Origin of the sequence: Pseudomonas sp. FIP_A4 (assembly GCF_036701605.1) — a bacterium.
Taxonomy (GTDB): Bacteria; Pseudomonadota; Gammaproteobacteria; order Pseudomonadales; family Pseudomonadaceae; genus Stutzerimonas; species Stutzerimonas phenolilytica.
Window position 1 is genome coordinate 496,597 of sequence record NZ_JAYDXP010000121.1, and the last position, 21,882, is coordinate 518,478.

Here is a 21,882-nt window from a genome sequence, read left to right on the forward strand (position 1 = left end):
ACGCTACTGCTCACATGGGTAATTGACTTGGCTCAAGCGGCGGACTTGCGCGACGGGGGAGAGGCCGCTTTCGGCCAAAAGCTGACGTTCGGGCCGTTCCACTTTGTGCAAGAAGCAATGTTGATTACTCTTGAATTCGCTTCAATTTCTACGCGTTGCCTACCATGTTGCCGCCCCGCCTGGACGAAAAATTAATTGCCGCCCAAGCGAGGGATTATTTCCATCTGGATGCCTCAGCTTATCGAGCAGCTTACATAAGTCGGCCACTCCCCACTTTGCTGCATCTGAGCAGATGAAAGTTTTTCGACCATCTGCAACGCCTGTTCATGAGGGGATGCATTGAAGTCGAAGCCCATCTGATCCCTGTACGGCATCCGGCCACGCCAGTAGCCCATGCCCTGATCCAGCAGGATCTTGCTGATCTTGCCCGACATCCAGTTCACCGTGATGACCCTGCAGTGCAGCAGATCGCGGGGGCTGTTCATGACGCTGATGTTCGGAGCGATATCGAACTGGCTCTTCAGCCAGAGCTCGAGAATCGCCTCCTGATCGTCTACGCGCATCCAGTCATGGCTGAGCAGATAGCTTGGCTGGCTACCGCTCGGCGCCAGAGTCTGCACGGCTAGCGACTGCAGTTGATCATTCCGGAAAAGGTCCAGGAAGCTGCTCAGGAGCATCAGCGACCAGGGCGACTTCAGGTAGCGATCCGAGTAGCTGACGGAGACGGCCTGATCATTGGCAAGCAAAGAAGCCAACTCCGGCATCTGGTCGTCGATTAACGCGGCGATGCGTTTTTTCAGAGTTTTGACGGGGCCGTCGAGCTGAGAGGTGACTTCGACGATGCGTGCGCCTTGCGGAGGCTGGCTCCAGCCGCTGCAGTCGATGCTGTTGCCCGCAACAGCTGGCATCAGTTTGCTGGTAGCCCAGACCACATCGGCATGTCCTTGTAGCCAATCGGCTCCGGGCACTCCGACGTTGTTCATGTTGCTGTAAAGGCTCCGGGCGCCAGCCTGGGATGACAGTTGGGCAACCAGATAGGGAGCTTGCAACGTTCCGGTTTGCAGCTCGACTAGCTCAACGCCCAGACGGGCAAGCAGTGCCAGGGTTTCCTTTTGCTCAGCGTTCAACAGCGCCGGATCAGCAATGCCGAGGCGGACCTTGAGTCGTTCGGCAATGGCCCAGGTCAGCACCTGTTCCCGGAAGCGAGGATGGTCGAGATCCCAATCCGCACAGTCGCCGTGGAGGCACAGCAGAATCGCTGCTGTCGGATCTCGGCGATCTAGCGAGTTGATGGCGGCACTCAGTTCGCGCAGCGGGCCAACCGAGCAATAGCGCGCGCCATGCAGGCCAGCAAATGTATCGGGCAAACCCAGATGCTCAATCAGCCGGGATTCGTTCAGCCACCGCAGTGCCAGCTTGCGATCCAGCTCTTCACGCTCGACACGGCTGTCCTGGCTGGCCAGGCAGTGCGAGCAGACATTCTCGCAGTTGGCCGGGCACTGCAGCCGATCCAGAGCCTTGCCCAGCAGCAATGCGATATCGCTCAGGCCGGCCAGCACGAAGCCGGCGCCCCCGCTGACTTCATCGAACAGCTGGATGACCGAACGGCCTTGTCGGGTGTGACGGTCGCGGTCTAGACGATGGCTGAAGCCCATTTCGCTACTGGCGATACCGAGCCGGTCGGCGATCACGTCGCGCATGGCAACGCCGAGCGTTGTCGCAATCAGACGGCCCTCGGGAGTGTCGGGAAGCCATTCACCTGTGAGTGGACTCCTGAGGAAGACCTCCAGCACATCGGTACGGATCTGGTAGCCCAGATGCAGATTGGCCTTGACCGCTTCGCCCGAACAGTCGCGCTCCTTGCGGCTGCCGGCCAGTCCGCCAACCGGGCGGTGCGCTTTATCGGGTTGCAGATCCTTGGGCATTTCGCCCGAGGCGAGCATGGATTCCGCGCGTCCACAGGTCATGCAGACGGCATAACCCTTTTCATGTTCGCCGGACGAATGATGGAAGACGCTGCCGTCATGGCCGAAGCGCACGAAGCCGCAATGCTGGTCGGGTAGGGCGATGCTTTCGCCATTTAGCTGGATGCGCGGTCGCTCGACGCGGATGAACTTCTGCGAAGTGACGTCGTTGGTGGTTTCTTCGTAGAAGTCGGTCACGAAGCCACCCGGACGCAGCACCATGCGGCGCTCGCTGGGTGGAATCGGGGTCGTGCAATGCGAGCAGCACAGTCCCTCGTTATTGGCATAGGCGTTTTCGATCACGCCCGTGTTGCCGCATTCAGGGCAGCGCCAGGCGATGTCGAATTTCTGAGCTTCGTTGACCTGCCCGTCGGTATGCCACTGCAGGCTGACACCGGCAGAACGGTAGACGCGGCCATCGATCACCACCTGAGCGCCGGGAGCATATTCGCGAATGGCGATGTTCAGGCTGCGCGACGGCATTTCCTTGTTGTTGAAGATGCTGTCCTCGCGACTGGCATCGCTTTTCCGCTGCTGATGCAGGAAGTCCTCGACGTTGTAGGTCTTGAGGCTCACCACGTCAGTCGGGAAGCCATAGCCCGGCAGGAATGCAGACGACGCCAGATAGCGGAGCAAGTACTCGTTTTCGTGGCGCTGCTTCTCCAGCGCCAGGGCCTTCTTGTATGGCCCGTCGCTGGCGGCCTGCAGCTTATGGTTGATATTGCGAGACTCGCCCAGCCAGCGCTCCTCGAGGTCGCGCAATGCCAGCCGGGTTTCGCCGGTGATCGAACTGAGCGAGCGACCTTCCAGACAGGTGCCGCGCACCAGCTGCTTCACGGCACGGTCAAATTCATCGGGGCTTGCCGTGAGCCAGGCTACGAACTGCTGACCGGGTGAGTCGTCTGGAGCGAAGAACCAGTGCAGGGTCAGCTTGGTACGGTCGCCATCATTGCTGCTGTGCATGCGCAGGAATAGCGCCAGCAACAGCGAGTTGACGTGCCGCTGCACGATCCGCGCGGAGCTGAGGGTGATGCTCGGTGCCGGAATGGCAGTCACGAACGGCCATTTGGGATTGGCGAAGGCGCGCTGGTTATGCGGATCGGCCTTGCACAGCGTATAGGTGATGGCCCGAGCCTCGCTGCGTCGCCCGGCTCGGCCGGCGCGCTGCAGATAGTTGGCCGGATGCGGTGGCAGGTTGTTCATCACCACGGCGGAGATGCCGCCGATATCCACGCCCATCTCCATGGTGGTGGAGCAGTTCAGCACGTTGATGTCGCCGCGCTTGAACTCCTCGACATAGTCATCCAGCCGTTTTGCCGACTGCTGCGCCGAGTGTTCTGCGGTTCGGTAGTAGAAGCCACCCTCGACCGTGCGGTCGCTGATATCCGACCACAGACTTTCCTGGCGCAGCTGGGCAATGACGGGATCTCTCGCGACCAGCTGACGGATCTGCACTTGCTTGGGTACCGGGGAGCCGTCCGGCATCAGGCTGCTCAGGGCGGGAAGCTGGATCTTCTGGCAGCGGTAGTCCTGGCTCAGCAGTTTTTGCGGCAGATAGGGTGTCAGACCACGGAAGGTGGTATCGAATATGCGCCGGGTCAACGGACAGACCCAGCCCTCGGTAGGCAGCGAGAAGGTGAGGGTTTCCAGGCGCAAACGATGGCCGGTATCGGAAGACTCAAGAATGCTGGCATTGACCAGCGCCAGCCACGCCGCTTCGAGCCAGCTGTTGATCTTGTCGGCATCCGCATTCATGGTGCGATTCAGGCCGGTTGCCAGTTCGAGTAGCTTGATCAGGCGGTGGGGCGTGCCCGGCTTGATCTGCGGCCACTTCCTGATGGTGCTGCTTTCCTGCACGTCGCTCTTGGGCGAGTAAAGCGCCTTGGGACTGAAGCGGCTGCCCATCCAGCGGCGCATCTTGTTTTCCATCGGGATGAAGGTGTTCTCCCGGACGTAGAAGTCGAGTGCCACCTTGAGGAAGTCGTGCCAGTCGTCCAGCGTCAGAGCGCTTCTGGGATCATTTGCAGCGCCCAGGGCGGGAATGGCGCGGGTATCGACCCACAGCGGTGGAGTCGTCGTCACCTTCTCCAGCCCCTGGTAGCCGACCTTGATCAGTCCCAGCGTTTCCGTGCTGTTCTGGCTCTTGGGGCGCCGGGAGAACTCGCGGGCCAGCAGCAGGCGCGCCATGGTCAGACCGCCTTCACTGCCATCGAACAGCGCCGGATTGGCATAGCGGTTGTAGCGCAGGATGAACTGGTCGATATCCCTAGCTGCCGCGATGGTGTCGGCCATCTGCGGCCAAGGAATGGTCTCGGCCTGATTGGCAGGTGCGGCGCCGCTCTGCAAAAGTTCAGCTTGCTTGCGCAGTTCTGCCGCCATGCCAGCCATGCCTATTTTTTCCAGGTTTTCTGCCTGGGCCAGAAGCTCGGCAGGATTGCCGCTGGGGGTGTCCTTGGGGGCGGCATCGGCCTTGGCCTGCGCATTCCTCAGTGTTTCAAACACCAGCCCGCGTAGCCGGGAGCGCTCCGCTTCCTGCTGCATCCTCACCGCCATGCGCGCGGTGCCCTGGCGGCTGTCGGTGAAGGTGATCAACTTGCGTCCGCGCCCCGGTAGCTCTTCGGGTGAACGGCCTTCGCAATCCATCTTGTCAGGGTCGGGACAGAACTCCAGGACGGTCGGTACGGCGTTGGCAATGTAGAACGGCGCACCGAGGTAGGCTTTTCTCAGGAAGTCGCTGGTGCCAAGCGATGAGTGGTCGCAGTGGCTGCAGCAGCCATCCTTTTCCTCGGTAAGCACAATGCCGATGTTGCGAGTAGCGCTCACTGCTCCCAGCTTCTGGCTATCCAGATCGAGAGTGATTGGGAAGTAGGGCTCATGCGCTGCCGGCAGTCCGGCAATGATCAGACGTGTGCTGGCGGCATTCGCCGTCAACAGTTCGGCTGGCGCATCCTCGCCACCGTTTTCGTGATTGAGGGCAAACTCATCGCCGGCGTAAGGGCTGGGCTGGTGCAGTCCGCCATTGCGATCTTCTGCCAGCAGGTGCGGCGTTTTGCAGTCGTCGCAGAAGCCCAGCTCGTACACCGGCGCATGGCACTCGCAGCGCGCCCGCTGGGTCACATAGATATCGCCGAAGGGCCAGTCTTGCAGATGGCTGGATTTGGCGCTGCACTGCGGGTCGACGCAGGCCCAGAGGCCATGCAGCATGCGCTGGAACAGGTGGATGCGGAGCTTGAGGAACGGCGGCTGGCCTTCGGCCGGATGCGTGCCGGTCATGGTGTCGAGCCAGTCGAGCACCTTCTGCTGCTGTTCGAGGGAGCTGCCACCCTGCAACTGCTCGGAAACTGTACCAATCAGGTCATGCAGGTCGAGGGGCTTGTCGGAGCTGACCACCGCATGGCGCAGGCTCCTGGCGATGGTGCTGTCGCACAGGGCCTGGAAGCGTGCGGCGGATACTGCCGTTTCCGGTTCGATATCCCGGATGGCCTGCAGGCCGATATCGTTGCCTGCAGAGTCGAATGCCAGATCGGGCCAGACGCGCGAGCCGCCAATCACTTCGACCTGGTCGAGCGGAACGCCCGCCAGGTCGGCTAGGTAGTGTTTCAGTCGCTCCTGCGCATCGGCGCCGGCGATGGTGGCCGAGGTGGCGATGAAGCGGATCTGCTCGGACTGCCTGCCAAAGGCCTGGACCACCCGGCGCAGCAACAGGGACATTTCTGCCGCCTGGGAGCCCACATAGGTGTGTGCCTCATCGAGGACGATCCAGCGCAACGATTTTTGCTGCCTGGAAATCTCCAAGATCGGGTTGTCGACCTGACGCACCAACATGTACTCCAGCATGGTGGCGTTGGTCATCAGGATCGGCGCCGGTTCCTTGCGCAACAGTTCCCGCGACAGGATCTGGTTGGGCTTCTGTTGCTGTTCCTTGCGGACCTTGTCGGCGCGTTCTTCGGTCTTGCCGTTGTACAGGCAGAAGCGGATGTTGCTGCTGTACTTGCGGGTCCATGCGTCAAGGCGCTCCTGCTGCGAGTTGATCAGGGCATTGAGCGGGTAGAGGAACAGGGCGCGGACACCCACCAGTGCTGCCTCGCTGCGCTCATGCTCGCGGATCAGATCCTCGAGGATCGGCACCATGAAGCATTCGGTCTTGCCCGAACCGGTGCCGGTGGTGATGACCGCCGAGCGGGGTGTTTCGTCGAGCAGGGTGCGCCAGGCCTGCAACTGATGGACATAGGGGTGTGCCGTTTTCGGGAATCGGTAGGCTGGCGCACTGGCCAGCGTGTCGAGCAGGCTGGGCGACAGCAAGCCCTCCGACGGAAGATCCTGCAGGCGCAGTTCGGACTCCCGCCAGCCAAAGGTATGCTCGAATACCGGCGGGGCCAGGAAGCAGCCCTCGGCCCCCAATGTGTTCACCATGCTTTCGCTCAGGTGACGACGCAGGCCCGGATGATTGATGCCCAGGACACCGAGCGTTGCCTCACGGGTACGCTCAAGGCTTTGCTCGATCAGGTTCCTGAAAAAGCGCATTGCAACTCCTTATGCCTCATCCTGCGAGGCGAGCAGATAGGACACCATCAGGGCATGCACCGGTACGAACCAGCCCTGACGGTCAAAGTCGGAAACCAGGCGAATGGCAAATTTCAGATAGGCAGGTGTCGCCGGGAGGTCAGTGATTCTGGCTTTGCCGGCGGTGACGAAGGCCATGAAGATCGGCAGGTAGGCCACGGCATCGGTGAACTCCACCAGCGAAAGGGCTTTCACCAGAGGGGGTAGCCGCTGCCTGTCGACCCACCTGGAAAGCTCGCTGCCGAGTAGGGTGGGCCAGTTCCGATTGGACTCGTGAAGACGACGCAGATCCTGGTACCAGATAGGCAGAACACTTGCCGGTGGCAGCCTGGTCAGCGCACTGCGATTGCCGGTGCTCAGATAGTCTCCCAAGTAGTCGAACCCGGAAACGATGCAACGCAGCACGTTGGCCCGGTTCGAGACGAGATTGTTGACCAGCGCTTCGGGAAGACCGGTCAGGCGCATGCAGTCGTGGAATAGCCGGTAGGCCTGTACCCATAGCGGAAGCGGGACAGCTTCCCAGATGACAGCAAGCTCGTCGCGTATGCGTGCGCAGAACGATTCGTCCATTTCCAGCCGGAATACCGCGAAGCTCAGTGCTTCCTGATTGCGCGACAGGGCTTTCCAGGTTTCGAAGGACGACAGCGGCAAGTGGCGGTAGTGCTGCTTCAGGTCGGCCAGATACTGCCAGCCACTGTGGTTGAAGTCGGCCGCCATGGCGGCAATCTGCTGCTCGATGACATGCGGATTGTGCTGGGGGTGGAAAAGCTCAGCGGCGCGATGCAGCGAGCACACCTCGGACTCGGAGTCGAGGGTGTTGTCCGGCGTTATATACAGGCCCGGACGGAAGCGAACGCTCGATTGTTCGCCCGGATAGATCAGCCATGGCCCCTGAGACTGCATTTTCTGCGGAATCTCGAAGCATCCGGTGCCCACCGTCTCGCTGGTTTTCTCGGTCAGCCTCAGCGGAGTGCGCTTGGGGTCTGACAGGAGCATCGCCTCGGCCTGAATGCCCTCGAGTATCGCAGCATTGGAGGTGTTGCAGATATAGAAGGCATGCCGCCCCTCCCACTGGAGTTGACCGCCATAGCGGCGAATATCGAGTTTCAGCAGTAGGTGTTCGGTTTCCAGGGAAAGCCTGATATAGGCATCCTGTTCGTCAACTGCGCCAAGCATGTTCTGCATGTCGCTTAGGTAGCTGAACAGGTTGAGCATGATAGGCGCCGTGCCTACCCGGATGCTGAAGGCGCGTTTCGGGTGCGGTTGCTCCGTACAGATCAGCTCCAGCTCCATGTGGAACGTCTGGCCCTGCGGAAGACCGGAGGTCAGCGCGATGCGGTAGCCGATCAGCTCGGCCAGTGTCAGCTCGCGGGTTCGCGACGGATTGCCGTACTGGTCCAGAAGACGAGCCCCCTGGTAGGGGTAGGGTAGACGTAGCTGAATGGGAGGCAGGCCCTGGCCGGCCTCCAGAATGAAGGTCGTGGGGGGATTCTCCCCCTGGTGGCGCAAGTGCAGAGCATGTTCGGATTGCTCTGCTGCCAGGGTATCGCTGACGACCTGCAAATCAAGCAGGTGTGTGCCTTTGGGTAGGAGGCGGGCGGGCTGCTGTCCGAGCCCAGGAAACAGGGAAAGGCTGAACTCCCTGGGCAGGACGCCGAAGCGGCGCTGCAGCAGCGTTTTACCCGAGCGGTTGCGCAGAGTGTAGCGGGCGAGGCCGTAGCTGCTATTGCGCTGGCGGTCCAGCAACTCTCCGTTGACGAACTCGAGCAGCTCATCCCGGGGGTGGGGATAGTCGTCGGGTAGCTCAAGGCGTGGCCAGCCCAGGAAGACGATCGAGGGGGAGCTTTCGTAGAGTGCAAAAACGCCCGACAGGGTAGGTTTGCGCTCGTCGCCGCCAGCCTGATTCAGCTCGATCTGGTAGTGGTCGGCCCCCTTGGCCAGAGACAGGTCCGAGTGTATCTCTACCCAGCGACCATGCTCCGCATCCTGCGCCAGGGTGTCTGGAGCTGCACCTTCACAGGTTATGAAAAAGTCCTGGGGGATGCGAAGCCGAGCCAGTCCGGACGCCACCGAGCAACTGGAGGTGGCCACCAGTTGCCAGCGCTCGGAGCGATTCTCGAAAACCAGGGGAGCCTCCCGGTAATCGAGTGCGCTGTCGTCGAAGAACAGGCAATGTACCGTGCGCCCGTTATCCAGCAGGCGCAGGCTCAGCGGCTCGTCGAGCGTGCGCCGCTCCACCGTGACCTGAGGGTTGGCGAAGCGGACCCTGATGCCCTCTGCGGTGAGCTGGCCATAAACGGCACCACCACGGGCCAGCAGCCGCTCACCTTCGTAGTAGGCCAGTTCCAGGCGGGTGCTGCCCAGAGTCGTCGGGTCTATCGCAAAGGTTGCTTCAGGGGGCAGGATCAGGTCGGTGCGTATCGACCATTGGGGCGGCGTGCCATGCAGAAAGTGGTCGCAGGTGAACGCCCGGGTTTTCTCGAGTGCCTCCTTGCGCTCCTGACGTTTCTGGCCGGCATCGCGTAGCCAGTCATTGAGCAGCGTGCGGGCATTGCTTTCATCCAGCGGGATTGGGAAAGCATCCGTCCAGCCTGGAGCCTGCTGATCGAGGTGGCTGGCTGGATCCTGCAGATCCTTGAGGGGGTAGTGCTCGACCAGATACATGAGCTGGTCGACGATGCCTGCCAGCAGCCGGCGCGTCTCCAGATTGCGGAAAGCGGCCGGAAGGCCCTCCTCGAAGTCGGCCATCAGGTCAGCCGTGGTTCTCCGGTTGCCTTCGGTCCGGTAGAAGTGCTTGATGCCCCGGCGTACAGCCCGCCCGAAACCATGTGACTCGCTTTGCACCAGCGGCCAGGGCAAGCCGCCCTCGGTGAACAGCGAGCCCAGCCAGTCGCGGCCACTGTCCCGGAAACGTATCGGCCTCTTCCAATAGGCCAGCCCATCGTTGGTCAGCGCCGCATGCTGTTGCGGGGTCAGAGAAATCCCCAGTTCCGCCTCTGCTCCGGACCAGGACCAGGAGCTGTTGTAGTTGCGGCGATATTGTTCACTGACGAAAAGGCAGAAGCAGGCCCCTAGGTGCATGGCATGCAAGGGGTTGTCCGATCTTCTGAGTTGCTGTTTCAGCAGCTCAAGGAGTGATTTGTACTCCTCCTCGGACACCTGATAGCTATAGAGGGGTTTGCCATGCGGGCCTTTAAAAAGCTCGCGATTGAGCAGGAATTCGCTGAGCCAGGCTTTCAGTGGGTTGGGTGCATTCGACGATTTTTTTATAAGCATCAAGAAAGTCCTTTTGATGATCAGTGAGTCCAGAAGGACTCATTGGATCACTTTGTCCGAAAGCGGTGACCTGATATTTCCCTCTGGTTAGGGATGAGCGACCGTGCCCCTTCGACGTTTTCCGTTGCGACGTGAGGGCTGCTCTGATTAAAACTCCCGAGATACGGCAAAATGCCAGCATACAATTAGAGGCGTCGCATTTTCACCATACGAATGCTTTCCCTGCCATGGCTGATCGGGCAGGAAGAGCTCATCCGACCCGCTCCAGCCGCACCCACCAGCCGGCGTGTTGCGTGCGCAGGGCTACATTACCGACCAACCGGACGCGGCTGTAGATTGGTGGTTAATGCAGCCGCTCCAGCTGGATATGCAAGTTGTAAAAACAGTATTCCAGCGGTAAAGGGTGGTATGCGCCTATACGCCAGAACCAGCATGTATGTGGAGGTTGACCAGTGCGGCCAATGGACGCCGAAATAGCCCTGATGCGACTGCTCGCTTCTGGCCGTTTTGAGCATGTCGCAGCCTGCAATCGGCTAAAATCCGCCTGATTCACAAAAAAATTAGCACACCCTCCTTCGGGTCATCGGCTAGCTTGGAAGCATTCCAACTGTCTGAGACATCCAAGTGGCAAGCAACCGGGGCATCCCAGCCTGGCTTGGCTCGAAATACTGCCAGGAGCGCGGTATCACTGAGGCGACGGTTGCGCCGATTATTCAGCAGGCCATCTCGATGGGGCAGTAACACAGTTGCATCTTCGTCGGGCAGGACATAACCTGAAAGCAGGTTCTGGAAGCCCCTGCCCTTCCCCAGCGCAACTTGCGCCACGGTGAATGCCTTCCTTTCTCCGCGTCAGCGGATCGCGTCAAACCATACATTGGGTCAATCCTACGATCTTTGAATCGTCTGGAACGGGGGAGCAGATGCAAACCAGATCTGAGGAAGCCCCGTATGTCCCTATCTCGCAAGCAAGTCCTTGAACTAGCCAAAATCCTGCATTCAACGGCCAAAGCCCTTGGTCAAAGCAGCAAGCTATCTGCACATCAAGAGAAACTCAGCCATTTGCTGGGCTTCGGTCATTGGAATGCGGCAAGTGCTGGCCTTCCAGAGACGATCCCTGAGGAAACTGCGGCAGCGATCGCCTTGGTGGAGATTCCTGGGCGAACACCAATGACGTTTCTGGCACATGGGCGTGCCGCGCCTTGGAATATGCCATTGGTGGTTCGTGATTACCTGATTGCCCAATCCTTAAACCCCGATGGGTTTGGGGTAACCAGCTACACCAGGCCTGCCCCTGTGGTGGCTCAGAAGCCTAGATTCCTCACCATTGGCTTTAGCAGCGCTTTCGGCGAGTACACCGAGCACAGAGAGCCGCTAGACCCCGATGACATCAGTTACTGCCATCAGAACCACACCCCTATCGTGGTGACCTTCGCTGATCAGGCAGGAAATTTTTCCTTCAAGCTGACTCTCTGGCTTGTCACTTTCTACGCCCTGAGTGATTCACCGATTTACTTCAACGGTGCCTCGCACAAGCCTATGTACAACAGCATTGTTGAGACGATTACTGGGGTAGAACCCGTCAATCGCAAGGGCTATTGCTTGGTTAATAGTGATGATGCGCGGAATCCACATGCCCTTATTAAGTGCGATGAGCAGGGTAGAGAAATTGAGCACATCAGAAACCTCCCGCCCCTACCCGAGAGTGAGCTTTGGGCCGAACTCAAGGCCTACAATGACCAGCTGAACCTATCCCTCACGGACGCGGCAGAGATAACGCAGACTACGGTGTACAAGTACGCCGAGTATGCTGGAGGAGAAACCTTCGACTGAGGGTGATAGAAGTGAAAAGCCGCCTCCGGGGGCGGTTTTTTGTGTCCCGCGGAAGTCAGACCAGGCGGGTGAGCCCCTAGAATATGGCCACGGTCATGCCCCGGTTAGAGGGTGTCCGATTGGTTGTGTACTCATTCCATGTAGACACTGCCGTTGCTCACACTCTGCCGTTAGCCACTGGCTGCTTTTGGCCGAAATCCGCCATCGATACTGCTCCCCACGTCAGCGATGAGCGCCCTTCATGGGTGGAGACGGCCCCGTCCGGCTCGATGCGCAGCACGCCAGCGCGACCCGGCCCAGCCGGGTGACGCCCAATCTTTTTTTCTTTTTTCTTTTTTCTTTTTTCTTTTGCTCTTTCCATTGCTCTACCTCACACCCGTCGGAACCCCCCGCAACCACACCCCACCGCGACCTCACGCACCTACCTACGCCGGGCATTTGCCGCTACAGTGCCGATAGCCCCGTAGTCTGTTGCAAGGATCGCCGTCCGGATGGCTTCACCGTCTCAACCCAAAAGCCTGATCTTCGATCTGGAAGTCGCCCCCGGCAAAGCCGACCAACCCGACCGCATCTTTATGGTCGGTGCCCTGCGCCCCGGCGTAGCGCTTCGGCTCGACGAAATTGCAATCGCCTTCCCGCAGGCACGGGGGAGGGCCTGAGATGCGAGCCATCAGCGACAAGGTCCGTCATTATCGAAAGACGTTTCGTCCCCCTGTTTTCTATGCGCTCGGATCGTTAGCGTTCCGGCTGACCGTTCTATTGGCTTCGTTGATCGTGGGTTTGATCCTCTCGGACCTGTACCTTCGGTTATTCCATGCTGTGGAGCTGTTAGACGGGCGAGACCAACTCATCCTGCTGCTGTTTGAGATTCCAATGTTGTTCGGGATGCTCCAGGTTTATTTCATGGGGGCCGAGCGGCGATACCGCCAGCTGCATCCTGGCGCGGGACGAGTGACCTTGCGGACCCCCTATGTGTATCTGGTCGGCGAGAAGCGCGCCTATCTCAGTGCGACGTTTTCCAATGAGGGCAATCTGCGTGAACTGGCCAGGGCGCTAGTGGATGAATGGGAGTGGCGGCGTGAAATCCGCAACCGTACTCAAGAGCCGTTGTGGAGGCGAGCGGTCAGCTTCTTCGGCCTTCCATCGGCCGCCAATTTCGCCGCCTACCTGACCGGCCTGCTGGCCGTCTTCGCGGGCATTGTCATCGCGACGATGTCGGCGGAAACGGTATTCGGATCTCTCGAACAGCTTGTCAAGGACGCTTGGAAGCTGATCTGGCTATTGTGGCTATCCATCGCCTGGCCTATTGCGCTCTGCGTGTTGCCCGGGACTGCTATTGTCTCGGCAATCAAGAACCTGGGCGAGTCCCTGGTTGAGTGGCTAAACGACCAGTACCTAAGTGATACGGCGTTCTATCGGTTCATATCAGAAATCCTGGAGCTTGATGATCGAGGAGAGCGCCTGTTACTGAGCAGGACAAGCTCGACGCTGTACTGGATGGCGCGGCTGATCATGGCGCCAATTCAAGACATCCCAAAGGTGTGGAATCGCATCAGGCGAGCAAGGCGCCTCGGTAAACGAATGGCCCTCACGATGACGCCGCCCACTGTTCCGTGATCCCCAGCGTTGAACTGTGGGCATTTCGACTAGAGCAGGGGGGACGAGGACACTACGCACACATTTCACACCGAGTTATATTGCTTATGTACATGCCCGGTTCACGGTGGACGTCCATGATGCGCTCAGGGTGGTAGTGATCCTTGATGCAGCCAGCCGGAACATCCCCATGGATTACGTAGCAGGGAGGCGAGTCCATGCCGAGGTGCTTACCTGTCACGTTCTGCCCCCACGCGGACAAAATCATGTTCGCGACTTCAGTTCTCTGCCTTGGGCGGATAAAGGCAAAGGGAATGTCCACTTCAAAAACGGTGGGCACGCCAATCTCGCGTAGCCTCCAGCGATAATCCTCTCCATATCGGTCAAAGCGGGTCAGCCTGGTTGCCAGCGACAATAGGTATTCGCTGCCATTGATGGAGTAGTGTCCGAAGTCATCAAGCATTTTGCGATCGTCCCCGGTCAGCCAGATTTTCCCTTTCTCACTGGTGCTCCGGCTGCCCAGCTCATCGATTGCTTTCTGGAGTTGATTGGGGTCGACGTCGTGGAACAGCTCTCGAAATCGAGCCTGGATTCGGTCTGGCTGATGTCCTTGAAGGCCATGCTCGTAGTAGGAGCGGAGGTTCTCAGGGCGGCAGCCATGAAACGCTTTCGCATAGCTGTAATAGCTCGCCAGCAGCTCACAGAAGGCGGGTACGAGTTCTTCGTGGTTCGGTAGCCAAGACAGATCATCTGACCAGCATTTCGGCCGTTTGCGCTCAAGGTGTCGGCGCATGGCAGGATCTAACAGCTCACCTGCGTAGAAACGAATCGAGCCGAGCCAACTGCGGCGATTACGCCAGTCAAGTGTCCGTTGTCTCATCTGCTTTCCTTTGGGTAAGGCCAGAGCTTTGGGGGAGCGCGTTACAGGCGATCCGGGGCGCCGAGGGTAGGGCAATCGCGCTTTAATGCAGCGAAGAACAACGTAGAGCTGTGACTGACTAATAGCCCAAACACCGTGCTCGAAAGTGGATTCCAGGAAGCAGCGTAAGGCGCCTTTAGCGTAGCGCCTTCGCCGTCGTAGGTAAGATCAGCTGAGTGTACTCAACCCCCCCCCCCGATTTCTGGACGCATCTGATTGGCTCGTTTGGCCGGTAGCTGCCGATTAAAACTAGCTGCTATCCGCCAATAGCTGACACTAACGCTTGGTTAAGGGGCGGGCTTTAGCCCGTCCCAGTGAGCGAGGCGAACGGTTTGAACCAGTTGTTTTATTAACTAATCACGGTTAAATATGTGATCTGAGCAATATTCGCAAATGTACTCATCGTACTCATCATTCCAAGAAGAAGCTTGATCTTCGCGGAATCGATCTTCACATCGAAAGCATTGGTAGAGGTGGTCAATGGCATTGCATAGTTGACAAACTATTTCATGGCCTATGTATGCGCCAACTCCCAATTCACCACAGCCAGAGCAATCGTAGGTTTCGCCATTTTCAGTTAGTCCTTTAGCCGCAATTCGAGCATTGGCCAGACTGGCTTTGTACTCGTCAACAAGCTCTTGATAGATTTTTAAATGGGTGCCGCCGAGGTGCTTGGCGACGTCGAGCAGTCCATGATGTTCATTAAACTCTTCTGTAGCCCTTATTATCCTGCCAAGAGTTCTTCGAACTTCAAGAATGTCTAGCTCAAATGTATGGTGTTCTATGTCGTTTCTGAGCGCCTTTAGCCACTCAAGGTCTTTATTGAAGTCGACGGAAAATTCAGCGCCTTCATTTTTTAAAAACTGAATTGCATCCCATAAGGTGATTGTGTTTTCTTTGGCAATATTTTTTGAAAATGGATTTTTGTAAATTAATAGCGGGTGAGATTGGGATACATGGTATTTGAAAAGCAACTCAAGAAAGTGAGATAGGTGAAGTACGGAGAATTTGTATGCGCGGATCTTTTGCTCAGAGCCCTGCTCGTATTTCTCCAATGCCTCGCGAAGACTATCAATCGCGTTTGATAGAAGATCGAGCTTAAGTTCCATGCGGATTTTCCTTGTGGATATAGCGTTTGGTAAGGGGGGGCTTTAGCCCGTCCCAGTAAGCGAAGCAAACGGTTTGAACCACTTGTTAGCCATTGCTGAGGATTATATGGAGATTAAGCTGTTCATGGTTGCCGTGCTCTTCAAGCTCCGGCTCGACCGGAAAAGAAAACTTTTTACCGCGAGAAATAACCTCCAGCTGCCACGATGAAAATTTTTTCTTGTGTGACGTTACGTGCTCACCAAAACCTTTAATGACAGTTGAGTCATCAATGCTTACAGATACTAATTGATCGGTATGAAAGTATTCTTCATCGGAACGTTGATTGCTGTCGACTGGCTTTAATGTCAGCCGAAGAATAGCTTTGTCGTCAGCGATCTCTGATTCGTATTTTTCAGCTCCAATGCTATGCCCAGTGCTTGGGTGCTGGATATAAATGCTTGAACGACCTTTCCGAAGGCTACGAATCATTGAGGCTCCATGTGAGGGCTAGCGACGCGTTAAGCGGCCGCGGGCGCGAGGTGTGTCAGGAAACACGATAGATTCACCCCGCGGTCCGCTTGAACGCATAGTTAGATGAGTGTACGGAATGCAATTTGTGAGAATGCCTGCGCGCTGAATGGAACACACGAGAGCAGTACCCCTCTACCCATACCTCCGCGTGGCAGGCAATCTAGCATCCCTTGCCATACTGAGTATGGCAGGCGAGCAAGCGAGCGAGAATATTGAAGCCGAACTCCGCTAGCTCGGCGTCCGACAGCGCTTCAAGCTCCGCCGCTCCGGCAGAGTAGGCTTTTCTAGTGAAGAACGCTTTGTGGCGCCAAACCATCGGCGTGCCTTCTTCAGCACGCTCGACGTCGTCGAGGGTAATGCGCACGCTTCCGTCCTCCACTTCGACGAGGCTGCATACTACGCCAGCTCTTCCACGCTCTTGGGTCACCCGAAGATCTCCATCACACACCTAACGTTCCCTGTCCCTGCGTAAACCCTTGATCCCATTAAGTTGAACGTCTGAAACGTGACAATGAATCATGGAGCAGAAGCGACAAGACCTGCTCCGAGGCTATGTAATCTTTGGGTAGTGTGTCTATGGTCGGGTATGGATTAAGCGCTTCAACCTGGGAGCGTCCGATTTTGGCCGAAATCCGCCATCGATACTGCTCCCCGCGTCAGCGATGAGCGCCCCCTGGGTCGAGACGGCTCTGCCGGCTCGATGCGCAGCACGCCAGCGCGACCCGGCCCAGCCGGGTGACGCCCAATCCTTTGCTCTTTTGCTCTTTTGCTCTTTTGCTCTTTCGCTCTTTTGCTCTTTTGCTCTTTTGCTCTTTCTCTTCCGCTCTCCGTTCCAGTCTTAGGGGTTATCGACACCCGTCGGAAACCCCCTCAACCACCCCGCACCGCGCCCCCACGCACCTACCTACACCGGGCATTTGCCGCTACAGTGCAGGCAGCCCCGTAGTCTGTTGCAAGGATTGCCGTCCGGATGGCTTCACCGTCTCAACCCAAAAGCCTGATCTTCGATCTGGAAGTCGCCCCCGGCAAAGCCGACCAACCCGACCGCATCTTCATGGTCGGTGCCCTGCGCCCCGACACGGGCGAGGAACTCGAACGCAAGGTCGACAAGGACCTACCCAGCGTTCTCGACGCCTTGGACAGCCTGGGGCAGGGCGCAAGCTTCGTGCTCGGCCACAACGTCATCGACCATGACCTGCCGATCCTCAAACAACAGGCCCCAGACCTTGCCCTGCACCAGCTCCCGGTGATCGACACCCTGCGCCTGTCACCCCTGGCCTTTCCGCAAAACCCGTATCACCGCCTGGTCAAGGACTACAAACTCATTCGTGACAGCCTCAACTCACCGCTGTCGGACTGCCGTTCCACGCTCACCCTGTTCAACGACCAGCGCATGGCCTTCGCCGAGCTCAACACGAGCCACCAGGCCGAGCTCCTGTGCTACCAGACGCTTCTCGCTCCAACACTCAAAAGTGACCTGGGCTCGTTTTTCGCCTCGCTCAGCGGCAAAAGCCCCAAACCGGTCACCGAACTGCGCAGCCTCATCCCCGAGCTCCTCAAAGAAACCGATCCGACCCTGACCCGTACCCTCAAGGTCTGCAGCACCCGCCTGGAGCAGTTGCTGGAAACCGACCTGCTGGACGAGTCCCTGCACTGGCCCCTGGCCTATGCCCTGGCCTGGCTGCGCGTCTCGGGCGGCAACTCGGTGCTGGCGCCCTGGGTGCGTCACCAGTTTCCAGAAGTCGGGCGGCTAATTGCCGAGCTGCGCGACACGCCCTGTGGTCAGGCGTACTGCGGTTACTGCAGCACTACCCACGACCCGCGCCACGAGCTCAAGCGTTACTTCGGCTTCGACGATTTTCGTACCGAACCTGACGGCCGCACTTTGCAGCACGACGTGGTGCTGGCGGGCATGCAAAGCAAGCACGTGCTGGCCATTCTCGCGACGGGAGGGGGCAAATCGCTGTGCTACCAGCTCCCGGCCCTGAACCGCTTTCATCGCAACGGCAGTCTCACGGTGATCATCTCGCCGCTGCAGTCCTTGATGAAGGATCAGGTCGATGGCCTGCTGGCCCGCAACGTCCAATGCGCCGCCACCCTCAATGGCCTCCTGACCATGCCCGAGCGGGCCGAGGTGCTGGAGAAGATTCAGCTGGGGGACGTAGGCATCTTGTTGGTCTCGCCCGAGCAATTTCGCAACAAGGCCTTCCGCCGGGCCATTGCCCAGCGCCAGGTCGGCGCCTGGATCTTCGATGAGGCCCACTGCCTGTCCAAGTGGGGCGCAGACTTTCGCCCGGACTACCTCTACGTCTCGCGCTTCATCCAGCAGTTCACCGGTGACGGCGCGCTGGCCGCCATCGGCTGCTTCACGGCCACGGCCAAGCCCGATGTGCTGGAAGACATCGAACAGCACTTCAAGGATCAGCTCGACATCACCTTCGAACGCTTCATCGGGACCCACGAGCGCACCAACCTGCACTTCGAAGTACTGCCTTGCGCCCGAGCCGAGAAGCGCCACCACACCCAGGCGCTGCTCGAAGACGAACTGGGCCGCCACGAGGGCGGGGCGGTGGTCTTCGTCTCCAGCCGCAAGGGCGCCGAGGAACTGGCGGACTTTCTGATCGGCCATGGCTGGGCCTGCAAGTACTTTCATGCCGGGCTCGAGCCCCACGAGAAAAAGGATATTCAGGACGCATTCAAGAGCGGCGAACTCAAGATCATCGTGGCTACCAACGCCTTTGGCATGGGCGTGGACAAGTCCGACATTCGCCTGGTGGTGCACGCCGACATTCCAGGCTCCCTGGAAAACTACCTGCAGGAAGCCGGCCGAGCGGGGCGCGACCAGGGCCAGGCGCGCTGCGTGCTGCTGTACGACGCGCAGGACATCGAAAACCAGTTCGGCATGTGCGAGGGCTCGAAACTGACCCTGCGCGACATTCAGCAGATCCTGCGCAAACTGCGCAAGGAGAGCGAGCGGCGCAAGGGCGGCAAAGTCGTCATCACCGCCGGCGAAGTGCTGATGGACGAGCAGGTCGAGACCAGCTTCGAGGCCGGTGAGCGCGACGCCGAAACGAAGGTCGTCACCGCCGTGGCCTGGCTCGAGCGCGGGCAGTTTCTGAAACGCGAGGAGAACCAAACCCAAATCTTTCCGGCGAGCCTGAAGCTCTCGAAAGAAGAGGCCGACAAACGCCTGGCCAACGCCAAGCTACCGGCCCGTAGGCTGGAAGAGTTCAAGGCCATTCTGAGCTTTCTCTACGACGCGAGTGCGGATGAGCGCATCAACACCGACGCGCTGATGGCGCTCACCAGCCTCACGTCCGAAGAGGTCACCGCGACCCTGCGGCAGATGGAAGATCTGGGCCTGCTGGTCAACGACTCCAAGCTCACCCTCTACGTGCGCCACGGTGTGGTGGGACCGTCCACACAACGTCTGCAAGCCACGCTGGGACTGGAGTCGGCGCTGTTCGATCTCTTGCAGGAGCAGGCGCCTGAGGCCGAAAGCGGCGATTGGCAGGATCTGAACGTGCCGCTGCTGACCGCGGCGCTCAAGACGGCGACCGGAAACAAGGATCTGATACCGCTGCACGTGCTGCGTCTACTCCGGAGCCTGGCTCAGGATCACGACAGCGAAACGCAACTGCGCAGCAGCTTCGAGTTACGTCAGATCAGCCAGGACTTTCTCAAGCTGCGCATCCGCGGTGGGTATAACTGGCGGGGCATTCAAGGACTGGGGGAGCGCCGTCGTGCCCTCGCCGCGGTGGTGCTTCCGTTTCTGATCGGCAAGCTGCCGCCAGGCTCGCGCAGCAAAGATCTGTTGGTCGACACCACGTTCGGTGAACTCATGGACCTGATCGATCAGGACCTGGACCTGCGCAGCCGCATCCCGGAATCCCAGCGCCGCAAAGCCATCGAGCACGTACTGCTCTATCTGCACAAACAGGACGTACTGACCCTCAACCACGGCATGACGGTGATGCGTCGCGCCATGACCATCGAAGTCGAGCCGGACAAACGCACCGGGTACCTCAAAGACGACTATCAGCGCCTGGACGAGCACTACCGCGAGAAGCGCATTCAGGTGCACGTGATGCGCGAGTATGCCGAGGTAGCACTGGGCTCGATGCGCGAAGCCCGCGACCTGGTCAGGCACTACTTCACCCTGGCCAAACAGGAGTTTATCCGACGCTACTTCGCTGGCCGCGAGGAGGTGCTCAAGCTTGCCACCAGCGAAGAGTCCTGGCGCAGCATCGTCGAAAAACTGAGCGCGGCCCAGCGAGTCATCGTCTCCGATGACGATGATGTCAACCGCCTGGTGCTGGCAGGCCCGGGCTCGGGCAAGACACGCGTCATCGTTCACCGCATCGCCTACCTGCTGCGCGTACGCCGGGTCCCTGCACGCTGCATCGTCGCGCTGACCTTCAACCGGCATGCCGCGAATGAGATCAAGCAGCGCCTGCTGAAGCTGGTCGGACCCGATGCGTTCGGGGTCAACGTCATGACCTATCACCGCATGGCCATGCGCCTAACGGGTACGCGCTTCGAACGCGGCGAGACCGTCGAGGAGGGGCGGCTCGCCCAGGTGATGAGCGAGGCCGTCGAGCTGCTCGAAGGCAAGCGTCAGGTCGAGGGCGAGGATGACTTGCGCGAACAGTTGATGCGGGGGTACCGCTACATCCTGGTCGACGAGTACCAGGACATCGACGACCTGCAATACCGCCTGGTCAGTGCGCTGGCAGGGCGCAAGGCCGACGAAGAAGGGCGCCTGTGCATCTTGGCGGTTGGCGACGACGACCAGAACATCTATGCCTGGCGCGACACCAACAACCGCTACATCGAGCGCTTTCGCGAAGACTACTCGGCGTCAACGAGCTATCTGGTCGACAACTACCGCTCCAGTGCCCGCATCATCGAAGCCGCCAACAGCGTCATTGGCCGTAACCCGGATCGCCTGAAACAGGATCACCCCATTCAGATCGACACGGCCCGTCGTGAGCGACCCAAAGGTGGCGACTGGGAGAGCCTGGATCCGGAGCGGGCAGGGCGGGTGCTGCGTTTGAGGATCGACGCCGAAGACGATGCTCGCGCAAACGTTCAGGCCCAAGCGGCGATGGCCGAGCTGCAACGGCTGCTCACACTGGACACCGAGGATTGGCAGGGCTGCGCCGTACTGGCGCGCACCCATCAGTACCTGCTCCCGGTTCAAGCCTGGTGTGAGGCGCACGGCGTGCCGTACTGCCTGGCCGCTGACAAGGAAAGTGCATTGCCACTTACGGCCCAGCGGGGCTTCGTGCGTGCGGTCGAAGGGCTACGCGCGATCACCGAACCGGTCACGGCGTCCGAAGCATGGACACGTCTGAGCGAGACGGCCCTTGCCCCGGATTGGTACGGCTTCTTCATGACCGCGTTCGATCAACTCACGGCCGAGTTCGGGCAATGCCCGCTCGCTGCCCACTCGCTGATCGACTGGCTATACGACTACGCACGCGAGCTGCGCCAACAACCAAAGCAAGGGCTGTACCTGGGCACGGTGCACTCGGCCAAGGGGCTGGAGTTTCGGCACGTGGTAGTGCTGGACGGTGGCTGGTCCTCGCAGTCCGACACCTTGAGCGACGAGCGCCGACTCTATTACGTGGGCATGACCCGCGCCGAGCAGACGCTGACTCTGTGCGAATTTCCAGGTGGCAACCCCTTCGCACGTAACCTAACCGACGCGGTGATGGGACAGCGCTTCGCTGGCGAAATCATGCCCGAACTCGACAAGCGCTACCTGCAATTGTCGCTCAAAGAAATCGATCTGGATTTCGCTGGCCGCCAGCCACCGAGTTCAGCGGTCCACAAGACGCTTGCCAGCCTGGAGCCGGGCGATCCGCTCACGCTCAAGGCACAGGACGACCGCTACCTGTTCCTGGACGCCAACGATCGAATCGTCGGCCGCACCGCCAGGTCCTTCGAGCTCGACCTCCACGTCGAGCACTGCGAGGTAGCGGCGGTTCTGGTTCGCCACACCAATCGGTGCGAAGAGCAGTACCGAGCGTGGCACAAGTGCGAGCAGTGGGAGCTGGTGGTGCCGAGGGTGGTGGGATTGGACGGTCAGAAGGTAATCGGAGGGTAAAC

Annotated in this window: 12 protein-coding genes; 4 read left to right on the forward strand and 8 right to left on the reverse strand. The window is 59.3% G+C overall.

From position 1 onward, the window contains the following. Positions 1 to 233: 233 nt before the first annotated feature. The 3 genes from U8L64_RS09720 to U8L64_RS09730 all read right to left on the reverse strand — a co-directional run bounded on the left by U8L64_RS09720 (position 234) and on the right by U8L64_RS09730 (position 10,628). Positions 234 to 6,488 (reverse strand): DEAD/DEAH box helicase, encoded by a 6,255-nt coding sequence (locus U8L64_RS09720; protein ID WP_333396624.1) that lies wholly within the window; start codon positions 6,486 to 6,488, stop codon positions 234 to 236. 9 nt (positions 6,489 to 6,497) lie between these two features. After that, the gene (locus U8L64_RS09725; protein WP_333396626.1) at positions 6,498 to 9,803 is read right to left on the reverse strand and encodes an STY4851/ECs_5259 family protein; all 3,306 of its coding nucleotides are present in this window, start codon (positions 9,801 to 9,803) and stop codon (positions 6,498 to 6,500) included. Positions 9,804 to 10,352: 549 nt separating this feature from the next. After that, entirely contained in the window at positions 10,353 to 10,628 is a 276-nt protein-coding gene (locus tag U8L64_RS09730) for a hypothetical protein (RefSeq protein ID WP_333396628.1), read from the reverse strand. Positions 10,629 to 10,751: 123 nt separating this feature from the next. On the opposite strand from U8L64_RS09730, the gene U8L64_RS09735 reads away from it, so the two are divergent. Next, complete coding sequence (locus U8L64_RS09735; RefSeq protein ID WP_108241680.1) at positions 10,752 to 11,633, forward strand: hypothetical protein; 882 nt, start codon at positions 10,752 to 10,754, stop codon at positions 11,631 to 11,633. 157 nt (positions 11,634 to 11,790) lie between these two features. Here U8L64_RS09735 and U8L64_RS09740 read toward each other — a convergent pair whose 3' ends face one another. Then, positions 11,791 to 11,994, reverse strand: a complete 204-nt coding sequence (locus U8L64_RS09740) for a hypothetical protein (protein WP_333396634.1) — start codon at positions 11,992 to 11,994, stop codon at positions 11,791 to 11,793. A 130-nt stretch (positions 11,995 to 12,124) separates the two neighbouring features. On the opposite strand from U8L64_RS09740, the gene U8L64_RS09745 reads away from it, so the two are divergent. Next, the gene (locus U8L64_RS09745) at positions 12,125 to 12,292 is read left to right on the forward strand and encodes a hypothetical protein (protein ID WP_333396637.1); all 168 of its coding nucleotides are present in this window, start codon (positions 12,125 to 12,127) and stop codon (positions 12,290 to 12,292) included. Between the two features lies 1 nt (position 12,293). Next, entirely contained in the window at positions 12,294 to 13,250 is a 957-nt protein-coding gene (locus U8L64_RS09750; protein WP_333396640.1) for a hypothetical protein, read from the forward strand. 52 nt (positions 13,251 to 13,302) lie between these two features. On the opposite strand, the gene U8L64_RS09755 is transcribed toward U8L64_RS09750, so the two are convergent. The 4 genes from U8L64_RS09755 to U8L64_RS09770 all read right to left on the reverse strand — a co-directional run bounded on the left by U8L64_RS09755 (position 13,303) and on the right by U8L64_RS09770 (position 16,132). Further along, the gene (locus tag U8L64_RS09755; RefSeq protein ID WP_333396643.1) at positions 13,303 to 14,109 is read right to left on the reverse strand and encodes a hypothetical protein; all 807 of its coding nucleotides are present in this window, start codon (positions 14,107 to 14,109) and stop codon (positions 13,303 to 13,305) included. 392 nt (positions 14,110 to 14,501) lie between these two features. Continuing rightward, positions 14,502 to 15,257, reverse strand: coding sequence for a hypothetical protein (locus tag U8L64_RS09760; RefSeq protein ID WP_333396646.1), 756 nt, complete (start codon positions 15,255 to 15,257; stop codon positions 14,502 to 14,504). 85 nt (positions 15,258 to 15,342) lie between these two features. After that, complete coding sequence (locus U8L64_RS09765; protein WP_333396649.1) at positions 15,343 to 15,726, reverse strand: hypothetical protein; 384 nt, start codon at positions 15,724 to 15,726, stop codon at positions 15,343 to 15,345. Between the two features lie 202 nt (positions 15,727 to 15,928). Continuing rightward, the gene (locus U8L64_RS09770; RefSeq protein ID WP_333396651.1) at positions 15,929 to 16,132 is read right to left on the reverse strand and encodes a hypothetical protein; all 204 of its coding nucleotides are present in this window, start codon (positions 16,130 to 16,132) and stop codon (positions 15,929 to 15,931) included. Positions 16,133 to 16,738: 606 nt separating this feature from the next. Between U8L64_RS09770 and U8L64_RS09775 the strand changes: the two genes are divergently transcribed. Further along, positions 16,739 to 21,880 (forward strand): RecQ family ATP-dependent DNA helicase, encoded by a 5,142-nt coding sequence (locus U8L64_RS09775; protein WP_333396654.1) that lies wholly within the window; start codon positions 16,739 to 16,741, stop codon positions 21,878 to 21,880. Positions 21,881 to 21,882 lie beyond the last annotated feature (2 nt).